The 13953-nt window shown below is 72.6% G+C and carries 14 protein-coding genes; 6 read left to right on the forward strand and 8 right to left on the reverse strand.

Annotated elements, in window-relative coordinates; genetic code table 11:
- Nucleotides 1-19 precede the first annotated feature (19 nt).
- From argR to ACIBQZ_RS37220, 3 genes are all read left to right on the forward strand, one after another.
- Nucleotides 20-517: an arginine repressor gene (gene argR / locus ACIBQZ_RS37210; RefSeq protein WP_396093595.1), complete on the forward strand. Its 498-nt coding sequence runs from the start codon at nt 20-22 to the stop codon at nt 515-517.
- Between the two features lie 85 nt (nt 518-602).
- Complete coding sequence (locus ACIBQZ_RS37215; protein ID WP_396093596.1) at nt 603-1478, forward strand: hypothetical protein; 876 nt, start codon at nt 603-605, stop codon at nt 1476-1478.
- Between the two features lie 13 nt (nt 1479-1491).
- Nucleotides 1492-2736 carry an argininosuccinate synthase gene (locus ACIBQZ_RS37220; protein ID WP_396093597.1) on the forward strand — a complete coding sequence of 415 codons (1245 nt, stop codon included), beginning with the start codon at nt 1492-1494 and terminating at the stop codon, nt 2734-2736.
- A gap of 2 nt (nt 2737-2738) precedes the next feature.
- Here the strand turns inward: ACIBQZ_RS37220 and dapE are convergent, their stop codons facing one another.
- On the reverse strand, nt 2739-3806 hold the full coding sequence (gene dapE, locus ACIBQZ_RS37225; RefSeq protein ID WP_396093599.1) for a succinyl-diaminopimelate desuccinylase: 1068 nt from the start codon (nt 3804-3806) through the stop codon (nt 2739-2741).
- Nucleotides 3807-3854: 48 nt separating this feature from the next.
- Here dapE and argH point away from each other — a divergent pair, with 48 nt between their 5' ends.
- Nucleotides 3855-5285: an argininosuccinate lyase gene (gene argH / locus ACIBQZ_RS37230; protein ID WP_396093600.1), complete on the forward strand. Its 1431-nt coding sequence runs from the start codon at nt 3855-3857 to the stop codon at nt 5283-5285.
- Between the two features lie 189 nt (nt 5286-5474).
- On the opposite strand, the gene ACIBQZ_RS37235 is transcribed toward argH, so the two are convergent.
- Nucleotides 5475-6383 (reverse strand): sulfite exporter TauE/SafE family protein, encoded by a 909-nt coding sequence (locus tag ACIBQZ_RS37235; protein ID WP_396093601.1) that lies wholly within the window; start codon nt 6381-6383, stop codon nt 5475-5477.
- A gap of 225 nt (nt 6384-6608) precedes the next feature.
- Here ACIBQZ_RS37235 and ACIBQZ_RS37240 point away from each other — a divergent pair, with 225 nt between their 5' ends.
- On the forward strand, nt 6609-7589 hold the full coding sequence (locus ACIBQZ_RS37240) for a LysR family transcriptional regulator (RefSeq protein ID WP_396093602.1): 981 nt from the start codon (nt 6609-6611) through the stop codon (nt 7587-7589).
- Here the strand turns inward: ACIBQZ_RS37240 and ACIBQZ_RS37245 are convergent.
- The 3 genes from ACIBQZ_RS37245 to ACIBQZ_RS37255 are packed head-to-tail and all read right to left on the reverse strand — an operon-like array spanning nt 7586 to nt 10105.
- Nucleotides 7586-8458 (reverse strand): hypothetical protein, encoded by an 873-nt coding sequence (locus tag ACIBQZ_RS37245; protein ID WP_396093603.1) that lies wholly within the window; start codon nt 8456-8458, stop codon nt 7586-7588. The two genes, ACIBQZ_RS37240 and ACIBQZ_RS37245, sit on opposite strands and share 4 nt — an antisense overlap.
- Nucleotides 8455-9804, reverse strand: a complete 1350-nt coding sequence (locus ACIBQZ_RS37250; RefSeq protein WP_396093604.1) for a hypothetical protein — start codon at nt 9802-9804, stop codon at nt 8455-8457. The genes ACIBQZ_RS37245 and ACIBQZ_RS37250 overlap by 4 nt, the downstream gene beginning before the upstream one ends.
- A complete protein-coding gene (locus ACIBQZ_RS37255) occupies nt 9797-10105 on the reverse strand; it encodes a DUF6403 family protein (RefSeq protein WP_396093606.1) in 309 nt (102 codons plus the stop codon). Before ACIBQZ_RS37255 ends, ACIBQZ_RS37250 begins: the two co-directional genes overlap by 8 nt.
- A gap of 129 nt (nt 10106-10234) precedes the next feature.
- Between ACIBQZ_RS37255 and ACIBQZ_RS37260 the strand changes: the two genes are divergently transcribed.
- Nucleotides 10235-10666 carry a VCBS domain-containing protein gene (locus tag ACIBQZ_RS37260; RefSeq protein WP_396093607.1) on the forward strand — a complete coding sequence of 144 codons (432 nt, stop codon included), beginning with the start codon at nt 10235-10237 and terminating at the stop codon, nt 10664-10666.
- Between the two features lie 15 nt (nt 10667-10681).
- Here ACIBQZ_RS37260 and ACIBQZ_RS37265 read toward each other — a convergent pair whose 3' ends face one another.
- The 3 genes from ACIBQZ_RS37265 to ACIBQZ_RS37275 are packed head-to-tail and all read right to left on the reverse strand — an operon-like array spanning nt 10682 to nt 13949.
- Nucleotides 10682-12163 carry an alpha-N-arabinofuranosidase gene (locus ACIBQZ_RS37265; RefSeq protein ID WP_396093608.1) on the reverse strand — a complete coding sequence of 494 codons (1482 nt, stop codon included), beginning with the start codon at nt 12161-12163 and terminating at the stop codon, nt 10682-10684.
- Nucleotides 12164-12165: 2 nt separating this feature from the next.
- Nucleotides 12166-13008 (reverse strand): carbohydrate ABC transporter permease, encoded by an 843-nt coding sequence (locus ACIBQZ_RS37270; protein WP_396093609.1) that lies wholly within the window; start codon nt 13006-13008, stop codon nt 12166-12168.
- 5 nt (nt 13009-13013) lie between these two features.
- Nucleotides 13014-13949 carry a carbohydrate ABC transporter permease gene (locus ACIBQZ_RS37275; protein ID WP_396093610.1) on the reverse strand — a complete coding sequence of 312 codons (936 nt, stop codon included), beginning with the start codon at nt 13947-13949 and terminating at the stop codon, nt 13014-13016.
- Nucleotides 13950-13953: the final 4 nt, after the last annotated feature.

Below are 13953 nucleotides of genomic sequence, written 5' to 3' on the forward strand. Positions count from 1 at the left end.
GCATGACAGAGGTGGCTCAGTGACGGGGCCGGGGACGCGGGCGGCGCGGCACGCGCGGATCGTCGACCTGATCCGCGACAAGGCGGTGCGCTCGCAGACCGAGCTGGCCGACCTGCTCGGCCTCGACGGGGTCCAGGTCACCCAGGCCACGCTGTCGCGCGACCTGGAGGAGCTGCGGGCGGTCAAGGCCGGCGGGGTCTACGTCATCCCCGAGGACGGGATGCCCGCGCTGCGCCCGGTCGAGCAGGCGCCGGCCCGGCTCATCCGGCTGCTGCGCGAGCTGCTGAACTCGGTCGACGTCAGCGGCAACCTGGTGGTGCTGCGGGTGCCGCCGGGTGCGGCCCAGTTCCTGGCCAGTGCGCTGGACCGCTCGGGCCTGCCGGACGTGGTCGGCACCATCGCCGGCGACGACACCATCCTGGTGGTGGCCCGCGACTCCGGCGACGGGCCGGGCGCCGCGCTCGCCGGGAAACTCACGGCGTGGAGCCGTACCGACCCTGAAGGGAGCGCGTCATGATCGACTGCACCGAGCCTCGCCGGGCCGCACCCTGCAACGGCCTGGCCGGCGAGGGCCAGGAGAGCATGGCAAGGGAGGCTCAGCCGTGACCGCCGTCGAGGCGCATTTCCCCGGCTTCGCCGACAACATGCAGAAGCTTCTCGGCCACGGCCTCGAGTTCTACCTGGCGTCCAACGAGTCGCTGCGGCCGTTCCTCAACGAGACCCCGTACGGCCACAAGCTCAGCTGGCTGGACTTCACCGACACCGCCGACAAGGGCTGGGACACCGGCGAGTTCCTCAACCTGTTCAACGTGATGAACGGCATCGCGTTCGGCGACCGGGGCATCCCGATGCCGCAGTGGGTGATGGTCGACCTGATCCTCATGCCCTCGGCCGCGGTCATCGCCGCGCTGCCGCAGTCGTCGTTCACCGAGGTGCTCGAGACCAGCGCCTTCGACGAGGACGCCAAGCGGCACATGCGGGCCGTCTTCGACAAGGCCAAGCAGAGCGACTACAACGGACCGATCCCGATCGCCGGCTACTGCGCGGCGCCGAGCGCGGCACCGGGCACCTGGGTCGGCTGGTCGCTGTGGTCACTGTGGACCAGCGTCGGGCTCGGCAAGGCGCTCAAGGCGCTGGCGCTCTCGGCGTACCAGGCGCAGAAGCTCGACGGGGTCACCCAGTACGACAACAGCGCGCTGCGGGTGCACACCCGCTTCGGCCGGCTGCGCGTCATGGTGGCCACCGTGCCGTTCCACACCTCGCCCGGCTCGTTCGTCTACGAGAACGACTTCACCGTCGCCGTGACCGCGACCGAGCCGGAGCCGTCGTTCCTGCTCGACCCGTTCGACTACGAGCGGCAGCGGGCCATGCAGAAGGCGATCGAGGCCCACCGGTCCACGTTCTACGTGCTCGCCCCCGGCCACCTCGTCCAGGACGGCAAGACGTACGTGCCCATCCTCGAGATCCCCGCGTCCTGATAAGGAAACCCTGATGTCCAAGCGCAAGATCGTCCTCGCCTTCTCCGGTGGCCTCGACACGTCGTACGCCCTGGTTTCCCTGCGCGAGCAGGGCTGGGAGGTGCTCACCGCCAACATCGACACCGGCGGCCTGCACAGCGGCGAGGGTGACGTGGTCCGGGCCCGCGCGGAGGAGCTCGGCTCGGCTCGGCACTTCGTCATCGACGCCCGCGAGGAGCTGTACGCCCGCGTGGTCACCTACGCGATCAAGGCGAACTACCTGCGCAACGGCGGCTACCCGTCGTGCGTGGGCGCGGAACGGCTGGTCCAGGCGGAGAAGGTCGTGCAGTGCGCGCTGGAGAACGGCGCGGACGCGGTCGCGCACGGCTCCACCGGCGCCGGCGCCGACCACGTGCGGTACGACTCGGTGATCCGCGCGCTGGCCCCGCAGCTGGAGATCGTCACGCCGATCCGGGACGAGCGGCTGACCCGCGAGTTCGAACGCGACTTCCTGGCCCAGCACGGCTTCGCGACCAGCGACAAGGTCACCACGTACTCGATCAACGAGGGCCTGATCGGCACCTCGATCGGCGGCAAGGAGACCTACGGCTCCTGGGACTACCTGCCCGAGGAGGCCTGGGAGAGCACCAAGTCCATCAACGATGCTCCGTCAGACGGCATCGAGTTGATTCTGGCCTTCGACAAGGGCGAGGTGACCTCGGCGACGACGCTCGACGGCACCCCGATCAAGGGCACCGGCCCCGCTGAGAAGAACTACGCCATCCTGCGCGCGCTCAATGCCCTCGCCGCCGAGCACGGCGTCGGCCGCGGCATCCACATGGGCTCGACCATGGTGGGCAACCTGGCCCGGGTGGGCTTCGAGGCCCCCGGCATGCTCACGCTGATCGCCGCCCACCGCGAGCTCGAGCGGCTGACGCTCAGCAACCGGCAGCAGGCGGCGAAGGCCACGCTGGGGAACGCCTACGGCGACCTGCTGCACGAGGCCGTCTACTACGACCCGATCCTGGACGACTACCGGGCCTTCCTGGACTCCAGCCAGACCCGGGTCACCGGTGAGGTGCGGATCCGGCTGCAGAAGGGCAACGTCATCCCGCTCGGCAGCCGCAGCCCGCACAGCCTGCTGGACGCCGCGACCCGCCAGGGCGTGGTCTACGGCTACGGCTCGTCGCTGTGGACCGGCGAGCAGGCCCGCGCCTTCGCGCACATGTACGCGATCCCGGGCGCCATCGCCAAGAACGCCGGTTCACCCGAGAAATGACCTCAACGCAGCCAGGCGGCCAGCACCCGCTCGCACTCGCGGATCTCCGCGACCGGCACGTGCTCCTCGTCGGTGTGCGCGAGCAGCGGGTCGCCCGGCGCGTAGTTGACGGCCGGGATGCCGAGCTCGGCGAAGCGGGCCACGTCCGTCCAGCCGAACTTCGGCGCCGGCGGCTTGCCGACCACGGCCAGGAACTCCGCGGCGGCGGGCTGGTCGAGGCCGGGGCGCGCACCCGGCGCCTGGTCCCGGATCTCCAGCTCGTAGCCGGCGAAGACCTGCTGCAGGTAGGCGTACGCCTCGGCGATGCTGCGGTCGGGCGCGAACCGGTGGTTGATGTCGATGACGCACTCGTCGGGCAGCACGTTGCCGGCGATGCCGCCCTGGATGTTCACCGCGTTGAGGCCCTCGTGATACTCCAGGCCGTCGACCACGGGACGGCGCGGCTCGTACGCGTTGAGGATGGCCAGCACCGGCGCGGCGGCGTGGATGGCGTTGACCCCGCGCCAGGCCCGGGCGGTGTGCGCCGCCTTGCCGCGCAGCGTGATCCGCACCCGCATGGTGCCCTGGCACCCGCCCTCGACGCTGCTGTTCGAGGGCTCGCCCAGGATCGCGAAGTCACCGGCCAGCCAGTCGGGGTGGTTGCGCACGAGCCGGCCCAGCCCGTTGCGCACCGAGGCGACCTCCTCGTTGTCGTAGCAGACGAAGGTGAGATCGTGGCGCGGCTCGGTGACGGTCGCGGCGATGCGCAGCTGGGTGGCGAGGCCGGCCTTCATGTCGCAGGTGCCGCGCCCGTGCAGCAGCTGGGCGTCGCCCTCGCCGGTGAACCAGGTGGGCAGGTTGTCCTTGATCGGCACCGTGTCCAGGTGACCGGCGAGCACGATCCGCTTGTCCCGGCCGAGGGTGGTGCGGGCCACCACGGCATCGCCGTCGCGCAGCACCTCGAGGTGCCCCAGCTTGCGCAGGGACGCCTCCACGGCATCCGCGAGAGCGGCCTCGTTGCCGCTGACCGAGGGGATGTCGCAGAGCGCGCGGGTCAATGAGACAACATCATCGTGCAGGTCGAGCGTCATGGCACGACCTTATCGTTGGTCATCCGTACCGAATGAAGGAGTGAGCGCGTGCCGGAGAACGAGGGCCCGACCAGGCTGTGGGGTGGCCGTTTCGCCGGCGGACCGGCGGAGGCCCTGGCCCGCCTCAGCGTGAGTGTGCATTTCGACTGGCGCCTGGCGCCGTACGACCTCGCCGCCTCGCGGGCGCACGCCCGTGTGCTGGCCGGCGCCGGCCTGCTCGACGCCGACGAGCTCGGCCGGATGCTGGCCGCGCTGGACGACCTCGAGTCGGCGTGCGCGGCCGGGGAGTTCCGCCCGACCGTCGAGGACGAGGACGTGCACACCGCGCTGGAACGCGGCCTGCTGGAACGCCTCGGCACCCTGGGCGGCAAGCTGCGCGCCGGCCGTTCCCGCAACGACCAGGTCGCCACCGACCTGCGCATGTACCTGCGCGACCACGCCCGCGGGGTGGCCGTCGCGGTGGTCGAGCTGGCCGACGCGCTGGTGGAGCAGGCCGGCCGGCACCTGGACACGCCCGCGCCGGGCATGACCCACCTGCAGCACGCCCAGCCGGTGAGCTTCGGGCACTGGCTGCTGGCGCACGTCCAGCCGCTGCTGCGCGACCTCGACCGGCTGCGCGACTGGGACGCCCGGACGGCGATCTCCCCGCTCGGCTCGGGCGCCCTCGCGGGCTCGTCGCTGCCGCTGGACCCGGGCGCGGTGGCCAAGGAGCTGGGCTTCAAGGCGCCGGCGCAGAACTCGATGGACGCCGTCTCGGACCGCGACTTCGTCGCCGAGTTCCTCTTCATCACCGGCCTGATCGGCGTGCACCTGTCCCGGCTGGGCGAGGAGGTGGTGCTCTGGACCTCGCAGGAGTTCGGCTGGGTGATCCTCGACGACGCGTTCGCCACCGGCTCGTCGATCATGCCGCAGAAGAAGAACGCGGACATCGCGGAACTGGCCCGGGGCAAGGCGGGCCGGCTGATCGGCGGCCTGGTCGCGGTGCTGACCATGCTCAAGGGCCTGCCGCTGACCTACGACCGCGACATGCAGGAGGACAAGGAACCGGCCTTCGACGCGATCGACACGCTCCAGCTGCTGCTGCCCGCGCTGGCCGGCATGATCTCCACCATGACGGTACGGGTGGACCGCCTCGCCGCGGCGGCGCCGGTGGGCTTCTCCCTGGCCACCGAGGTGGCCGACTGGCTGGTCCGCCGGCACGTCCCGTTCCGCGACGCACACGAGATCACCGGCCGGCTGGTGGCGCTGTGCGCGGCCCGCGAATGCGAGCTGGAGGACGTCTCGGACGAGGACCTGAAGTCGGTCAGCGAGCACCTCGACCCGTCGGTGCGGGAGGTGCTGAGCGTGCGATCGGCGTTGGCGGCACGGACGACGGCGGGCTCGACGGGGCCGGGCCCGGTGGCCGATCAGCTGCAGACGGCCTCGGACAAGCTGGCCGGCTGGCGCGAATGGTCAACCGAACAGGTCGTGCCCCGGTAGGGACTCGTCCATCCGATACGCGCGGCGGTGGTCTCCACCGCACCACCGGCTTGCGCCACCGGTAAGCAGCTTTGACCGGCTCCAGCCCGGCGGTCATCCGCCGGGCTGGAGCCGGGGCGGCGCGGTCTGCACCGACAACCGGAACGGCGCGGCGCTGCAGGCGCTGGACTTCACCGGCCTGGCCCGACGTCAGCGCGCGGTCAGGCTCGGTTCCCGGTCGTCCTCGGCGGGCGCCGGCGGCTCGGGGACGCGGCGGGTCCGGCGGAACACTGCCACCCCGACGGCCGCCAGGATCGCCGTGCCGGTGATCAGGCCGACCGCGGTGGTCGGCACGTCGAGCAGCTTCAGCGAGCTGGCCAGCAGCACGATCACCAGGGCGGTCCGGACGATGCCGCCCGGGGCCCGCGACGAGATCCGGGCACCCAGTAGCACACCCGGGATCGAGCCCAGCAGCACCGCGCCCGCGATGTCCAGGTGCAGGTCGCCGAAGAGCGCGTGGCCCACCGCCGCCGAGATGACCAGCGGGATGGCCTGGATCAGGTCGGTGCCGACCAGGTCGTTGGCGCGCAGCTTCGGGTACAGCGCCAGCAGCGCCACGATGATCAGGGAGCCGGAGCCCACCGAGGTCAGCCCCACGATCACGCCGCCGCCGACGCCGACCAGGAGCGTCGGGATCGGCCGTACCGTGATCGGCTCGGCCGGGCCGTCGGTGCGCTGGTGGCGCGTCACCCAGGCCTTGAGCAGCATGCCGGCCGCGGCCAGCAGCAGCGCCGCGCCCAGCGCGATCTTGATGGTGTGCTGCACGGTCTCGTCGTCGCCGAGCAGGCGCAGCAGCAGCACGCCGAGGAAGGCGCTCGGCACGCTGCCGGCGCACAGCCAGCCGACCAGCTGCCAGTTCACGGTGCCGCGGCGGGCGTGCACCCAGCCGCCGAACGGCTTCATCACGGCGCTGGCCGCGAGGTCGCTGGAGACCGCGGCCACCGGCGGGACGCCGAACACCAGGACCAGCAGGGGGGTCATCAGGGCGCCGCCGCCCATGCCGGTCAGGCCGACCACGATGCCGACGCCGAGTCCGGCGAGCGCCAGGGTGAGATCCATCGAACGAGTCTCGACGACCAATCCCTGCTTTGTCTACTAACTCGGTCGACTATATCAACTATTGGAACGCGGATCACCCGTCCGGGACAACCGATGTGACCGCTAACAGCGACCGTCCGCGCCCGGCCCCGCCGATTTGTTGCGCCTTGACTACGGGAATGTTAACGATAACGCTGCGAGATACGGATCGATGCGCACGAGCGGGGTCATCGAGGAGGTCTCACCATGAGCACCCTGCCCCGGCACTCCGCGCTCCGGGCCGTGCCGGCCGACGCCGCCGGTGGGGCACGCATCGAGTTGCGCCAGTTGCGGTATTTCGTCACCCTGGCCGAGGAGCTGCACTTCGGCCGGGCCGCCGCCCGTGAGCACATCGTGCCGTCCGCGCTCAGCGCCCAGGTGCAGCGCCTCGAACGGGCCGTCGGCGTGCTGCTCGTCGACCGCACCACCCGGCACGTCGCCCTCACCCCGGCCGGCGCCCGCTTCCTGATCGAGGCGCGGCAGATCGTCGCCCACGTGGACCGGGCCGCCGTGCTGGCCCAGGGCCTGGCGCTCGCCGCGCCCACCCTGCGCGTCGGCGTGCTCGACGAGGGGTACGACGCGGTCCGCCCGGTGCTGCACGCGGTCCAGCTCCGCCACCCCGAGCTGGAGATCCACCAGGTGCTGGCGGGCGTGCCCGAGCAGTGCCGGCTGCTCGCCGACGGCCGGCTGGACATCGGGGTGGGCCGGTTGCCGGGCGCCGCCCCGGAGATCGCCGCCGAGATGTTCCGGCTGGACCCGCTGGGCGTGCTGGTCCCGGCCGCCCACCCGTACGCCGGGCTGGCCCACGTGCCGGTCTCGGACCTGCGCGACGAGACGCTGCTGCTGGCCGACCAGGACCAGGCGCCCGAGTTCAACGGGTTCGTCGCCGAGGTGTGCCGGTCCGCCGGCTTCTTCCCGACGCTGTTCTCCGGCAGCGTGCAGACGCTGCGCGCGGCCGTGGATCTCGTCCGGCAGGGCCGCTGCGTGCTCTGCACCCCCGAGTCGACCGCCGGGGTGTCGGCGGAGCTGGTCTGGCGGCCGCTCGGGCCGTCGGTGCCGCGCTACCCGTGGTCGGTGCTGTGGCGGGCGAATGATCCGTCCCGGTACGCGGTCGACCTGGTGGCGACCGCCCGGGCGCTCTCGGCCGAGCTGGGCTGGCGCGAGGCGGCCCGGGAGCGGGCCAGCTAACCGGCCTTCGCCGCCAGCCTGCGGCACCGGGCGCTCAGCGACTCCACCCGGCGTTCCAGGGCGGCCGGGTCGCCCCCGTCGGTCAGCTCGCCGAGCAGCTCGGTGTAGTCGCCCACCAGCCGCCGGTACTGCTTGTCGAAGGTCCGCAGCGAGCTGTGCCCGTACCGGCCGTCCAGGTCGACGATCTGCTGGGCCAGCACCGCCGCGGCCGCGTTCGTCGCGGTGCCCGCATCGCGGGCCGCGGTACGCCGCTCGTCGGCCACCACCGCCAGCCGCCCGGCCCGCCGTCCCGCGACGTACAGCCCGGCCGCGCCCAGCAGGACCGCCGCGATGGCCGCCGCCGCGATCAGGTAGCGCGGCAGCGACGGGCTGATGGTCCGCGCGCCGTCCGGCACCACGCCCGCCTTGACCAGCCCGTCGTAGTTGACGGCGATCACCTTCAGCGCCTCCAGCGGCCGGTCGGCGAACCCGTCGATGCCCGCGCCGATCGTCGTCTCGGCGACCGCGGCCTTGCCGAGGTTCTCGTCGGCGACGCCGGGCAGCAGCGCGCAGCCGTACGTGTTGTACTCGTCGCCGTCGCGGGCGACCACCAGCACCAGCGTGCCCTTCGCCGCCTGCCGGGCGGCGTCGCAGCCCTGCCGCAGCTTGCCGGTGCCGGGGGCCAGCATGATCACGACGAGCCGGCGGTTGCCGAGCACCCGTTCGGCGGCCGGCCGGTCCAGGCTGATGCCGGGGGCCGCGTACACCGACGACGAGCGGACCTGCCGGGCGATCGGGCCGTCCAGGATGCCGCCGGACCACAGCGCCCAGCCGGCCAGGATCAGGCACCCGGCCACCGCGAGGCCGAACGGGGTGACGCGTCGCCTCATGCCGGCCTGCCCAGGTAGTCGTCGGGCCGGAACCCGGTGAACGGCAGCAGCCGGGCGGCCTCGTCCAGGTCCGCCTGCGCGGCGTCGAGCAGCTCGCGGACGTGCGGGTCCGGCAGGTCCCCGGCCAGCGCCTCGCGGGCCGCCAGCAGCCCGGTGATGCCGCGGGTCAGCGCCGGCCCGCTCGCCCGGTCGGTCAGCGCGGACATCTCGACCGCCAGCCCGGTCAGGGCGGCGAGCCGGGCGGGCGTGCCCAGCCGCGGCGCGGTGCGGCCGGGCCGGTTCGCGGCCCGCGCCGACAGCAGCAGGAACGCCACCACGCAGGCGGCGAAGAGCCAGGGCAGGGCCGGCAGGGCGACCCGGACCGGGTCCAGCGGCCGGTACGGCAACGGCCGGTCGAACACCCCCGAGTAGCGGACGTCGGCGACCCGGTCCAGGTACGCCGCCAGCACGTTGGCCTGCGGGTACGCCGACCGGCTGAGCAAGTCACCGAACCGCCCGTAGTACGTGGCGGTGGCCAGCTCGGCGAACTCGGCCGCGTCGGGACCGTCGTACTCGATCCACGAGCCGTACAGCACCACGATCGGGGTTTTCGGGAACGCGGCGGCGAGCGTGGGCCCGTACCGGGGGACCGGCTCGCCGAAGGGCTGCTGCGGCAGCGCCACGTACAGCGCGGGGCCGGCCGGGAAAGCCGCCGCCGCGGCCCTGGCCGGCACCTCGGTCAGCGTCGCGCCCGGCGCGCGGTGCACCCCGGTGCGCCGCAGGTCGGCGGTGACCGTGCGCAGCTCCGCCGCGGTCGGGTCGCGCCGGGCCAGCCGGTCGCTCTCCGCCGCGGTGCGGTCGTTCAGCTTCGCCACCAGCCCGGTGAGCTGGGTGGTCACGTCGCCGGTGGCGAACTGGGCCCGCCAGTCGGCCGCGGTGGTGCCGACGGACTGGTACATGCCGCCGCTGACCTCGGTGCCGACGATCCGGACGGTCGCCGCGTCCACGTCGCCGACCCGCCGGCGTTCGTCCTTGTCGAGCCCGGGCGGCGCGACCAGGATGCGCACCGGCGCGCCGCCGGCCGCCGCGCGCACCGCGGCCTCGTCCCAGAACGCGACGGCGCCGGGCAGCCGCACCACCGGCTCGGCCCGGATCAGGGCGGTCATCGCCTCGACCGACGGCACCGTCGCGGTGTTCTCGCCGGCGGACGGCTGGTCGATGCGGGTGGAGGTGGACGGGGACCGGCCGTAGCTGACGTCGATGCTCTGCCGCTGGGCGACCAGGAAGATCAGCAGGATGCCGACGGCCCCGGCCAGCGAGACCCAGCGCAGCCACTCCGGCCAGGAGCGGACGGGACGGTCAGCCACGAGCGGCCGCCCGCCACAGGTCGTCGGCGCGCCGGGCGTACCCGGCGGCGGTCCGCGCGGCCGCGTGCCCGCCCCGGCCGGCGGCGATCAGCTCGGCCCGGGCCAGCAGCTGGTCGGCCTCGGCGACCGGCACCGGGCAGGCGTCGCGGCTGACGGCGGCGGTGCCGATCGCGGCCCGGGCGGCCGACCAGGCGGTGCGCCGGTGCAGCTCGCCCGCCCGCCACCGGGGCACGGCAACGGCGGCGAACCCGGCACCCACCAGCAGCCCCACGCCCACCACCCAGATCGGCCACGACGACATGAAAGAGCAGCTCCGGGGGTCTCGGGCGGGCACCGGCCTCCGATTGTGCCCCACGGCGTCCCGCCCGGCTCGTTATCGTCGCCCGCGACGGGCCCGGCGCAGGGACCCGTCCCGAGCCGGAGGAGAGACATGACGGACGCACCGACGCTCGCGCCCCTGATCGGCACGTGGCGGACCGAGGGCGAGATGCTCGGCGACGACGGCGTCACGGTGGCCGCGCGGGTGCGGGGCTCCGACGCGTACGAGTGGCTCGGTCCGTTTGTCGTGCACCGGGTCGACGTGGTGATCGGTGACCGGCGCACCCAGGCCCTGGAGATCTTCGAGCCCTACGACGCGGCCCGCGGTGCCTTCCCCACCCGGGCCTACGACGACCGGGGCGGCGTGGAGACCTCGACCGCCACCGTCGACGCGCACGGGCGGTGGACCTTCCGCGCCGCCGCCGCGCAGGCCACCCTCGACGTGGCCGCCGACGGCACGAGCATGCGGGCGACCTGGGTGCTCCGGGGCGAGGACGGCGCGGAACGGACCTGGATGCGGCTGCGCTTCACCCGCGGCGGCTGACGGCGCGCACCGCGGTCAGCGCAGCCGGATCATGTTCCAGGACAGCGCGGGGAGCACCACCTGGAGCCGGCCGCCGTCGACCTTGGGCTCGTCGAGGTCGCGCGGCCGCACCCGGTCCGGTTGGCGGGCGGTGTTGGTCGCGTCCGGGTCGTCGTCCGCGAGCACCGTGTGGGTCGCCGCCGACAGCCCGGGCAGCGCGCGCAGGTCCACCTCGAGGGTCATCGGCTGGGTCTGCGACCGGTTCACCGCGAACAGCACCACGCCCGGGTCGGCGTGCACCGCGACCGCGTCCAGCAGCGGGACCTCGCCGTGCCGGGCCGTGGAGTACGTCGGTGCGGTGATCGCCGGCAGCAGCACCGTGCCGCGCCCGTAACGGGTCGTCAGCGCGTACGGGTGGAAGCTGGCCTGCCGCCACGCCGCCCCGCCCGGCTCGGTCATGATCGTGGCGATGACGTTGACCAGCTGGGCCTGGCAGCCGATCTTCACCCGGTCGGCGTGCCGCAGCAGGCTGATCAGCAGGTTGCCGACCACGACCGCGTCGGTGACCGAGTAGACGTCCTCGATCAGGTGCGGGGCCTGCTCGATCGCCAGGTTGGTCTCGCCCGCGAAGCGGCTCTGGTACCAGACGTTCCACTCGTCGAAGGAGATGTTGATCCGCTTGCGGTGCCGGCCGACCGCGCGGACGTGGTCGGCGGTGGCGACCACCTCGTTGATGAACGCGTCCATGTCGGTGGCGCAGGCCAGGAAGCTGTCCCGGTCGTCGCCGTGCTGCTGGTAGTAGCCGTGCATCGAGACGTAGTCGACCGCGTCGTACGTCTCGCCCAGGACCGTGGCCTCCCAGCTGCCGAACGTGGGCATCTGCCGGCCCGAGCTGCCGCAGACGACCAGCTCGATGGACGGGTCGACCTGGCGCATCGCCTTGGCCGTCTCCAGCGCCAGCCGGGCGTACTCGCCGGCGGTCTTGTGGCCGATCTGCCAGGGCCCGTCCATCTCGTTGCCCAGGCACCAGGTCCGGATCCCGTACGGCTGCCCGCCGCGCAGGTCCGACCAGTACGTGCCGCCGGGCAGGTTGCAGTACTCGACCAGGGAGCGGGCCGCGTCGATGCCGCGGGTGCCGAGGTTGACCGCCATCATCGGCTCCACGCCGACCGTGCGCGCCCAGGTCATGAACTCGCCGACGCCGACGTGGTTGGTCTCCAGCGAGCGCCAGGCCAGGTCCAGCCGGGTCGGCCGCTGCTCGACCGGCCCGATGCCGTCCTCCCAGCGGTAGCCGGAGACGAAGTTGCCGCCGGGGTAGCGCACCAGCGGCACGCCCAGCTCGCGGACCAGCTCGGCGGTGTCGCGCCGGAAGCCGTGCTCGTCCGCGCTCGGGTGGCCCGGCTCGTGGATGCCGGTGTAGACGCAGCGGCCCATGTGCTCGACGAACGAGCCGTAGAGCCGCGGGTCGACCTCGCCCACCGGGAACGCGGGATCGACGGTCATGGTGGCGAAAAGCATGCTCAACCCTTCAGGCCGCTGCCGGCGATGCCCTCGACGATATTGCGCTGGAACAGCAGGAAGACGGCGACCAGCGGAATCGCGCCGAGGATCGCCGACGCCATCGTGTCCGCGTACCGGATGCCGAAGGCGCCCTGCACGGTGGCGAGGCCGACCGGGATCGTCATGATGTCGGGGTTGCTCAGCACGAGCAGCGGCCAGAGCAGGTCGTTCCAGGACTGCACGAAGGTGAAGATGGCCACGGCGGCGACCGCGGGGCGGGCCAGCGGCATGATGATCCGGCGGTAGATCCGCAGGTAGCCGGCGCCGTCCATGCGGGCCACCTCCTCCAGCTCCCGGGGCAGGCCGTCGAAGAACTGCTTGAAGATGAAGACCGCGATCGCGGTGGGTATCTGCGGCAGGCTCACCGCCCACCAGGTGTTCAGCAGGCCGAGCGCGTCGAACTCGCGGAACCAGGGCACGATCAGCACCTGCCCGGGAATCATGATGCCCGCGAGCACCGCCCAGAAGACCACGTTGCGATAGCGGAAGCGCATCCGGGACAGCGCGTACGCGGCCAGGCTGGCGACCAGCACGGTGCCGGCGGCGGACAGCGTCGCGATGAACAGGCTGGAGCCGAACCAGGTCACGATGTCGGTGTCGCGCAGCGTCCGGCTGAACGCGTCCACGGTGGGATCGTCGATGGCCCAGGTGGTCCTGGTGGTCTCGGCGTTCGGCTTCAGCGCGGTGTCCAGGGCCCAGAGCAGCGGCACCAGCCAGACCAGCGCGAAGGCGATCAGCACCCCGAAGCAGATCCGGTTGAACAGCTTGACGCGGAACTCGGCCCGCTGGGCGAGGTCGGTCATGACGGTCACACCTCCTTCTCCTGGCGGCGGACCAGGGCGAACCAGACGGCCGAGACCACGAGCACGATCAGGAAGAACAGCATCGACACCGCGGCCGCGTAGCCGACCCGGAAATTCGTGAAGGCCTCGTCGTAGACGTACTCCAGGATCGAGCGGGTGGCGAAGTTGGGCCCGCCCTGGGTCATCAGGTACATCTGGTCGAAGACCTTGAGCGAGGCGATCACCTGCAGCACCGCCACCAGCGTCGTGGTCCGGCCCAGCATCGGAATGGTGATCTTGCGGATCTGCTGCCACGGCGAGGCGCCGTCCATGGCGGAGGCCTCGTAGAGGTCGCGCGGGATGTCCTGCATGCCGGCCAGGTAGAGCACGAAGTTGAAGCCCAGCGTCCACCAGATCGTGGTGAGCGCCAGCGACGGCATGGCCCAGAGCGGGTCACCCAGCCAGTTCGGCGCGGTGATGCCGAGCTTGAGCAGCCCGGCCTCCAGCAGGCCCAGGCCCGGGGTGTAGAGGAACATCCAGACCAGCGCCACCACCGCCGACGGCAGGATGTACGGCGCGAAGAACGCCAGCCGGAAGAACCACCGGCCGCGCCGGGCCCGGTCGGCCAGCAGCGCGAAGACGAACGCGAGCACGATCAACGGCGGCGTGGTCAGGATCGTGAACCAGACGGTGTGCCACAGCGAGGACCAGAAGTCCGGGCTCTGCAGCGCCTCGGCGTAGTTGCCGAAGCCCGCGAACGTGGACAGCCCGGGCTTGACCAGACTGGTGTCGAAGAAGCTCATCACCAGGCCGTAGATCGTCGGGCCGATGATGAGGGCCAGGTAGAGCACCAGGAACGGGGCCAGGAAGCCCAGCGCGGGCAGGCCCGCGCCGCGGCGCTGCTCCGGCGGTGAGCCCTCCTCGGTGGCGGGGCGGGGGCGGACGACGGTCTCGGTGGTCACCAGG

This window comes from Actinoplanes sp. NPDC049599 (assembly GCF_044465625.1).
Lineage (GTDB): Bacteria > Actinomycetota > Actinomycetes > Mycobacteriales > Micromonosporaceae > Actinoplanes.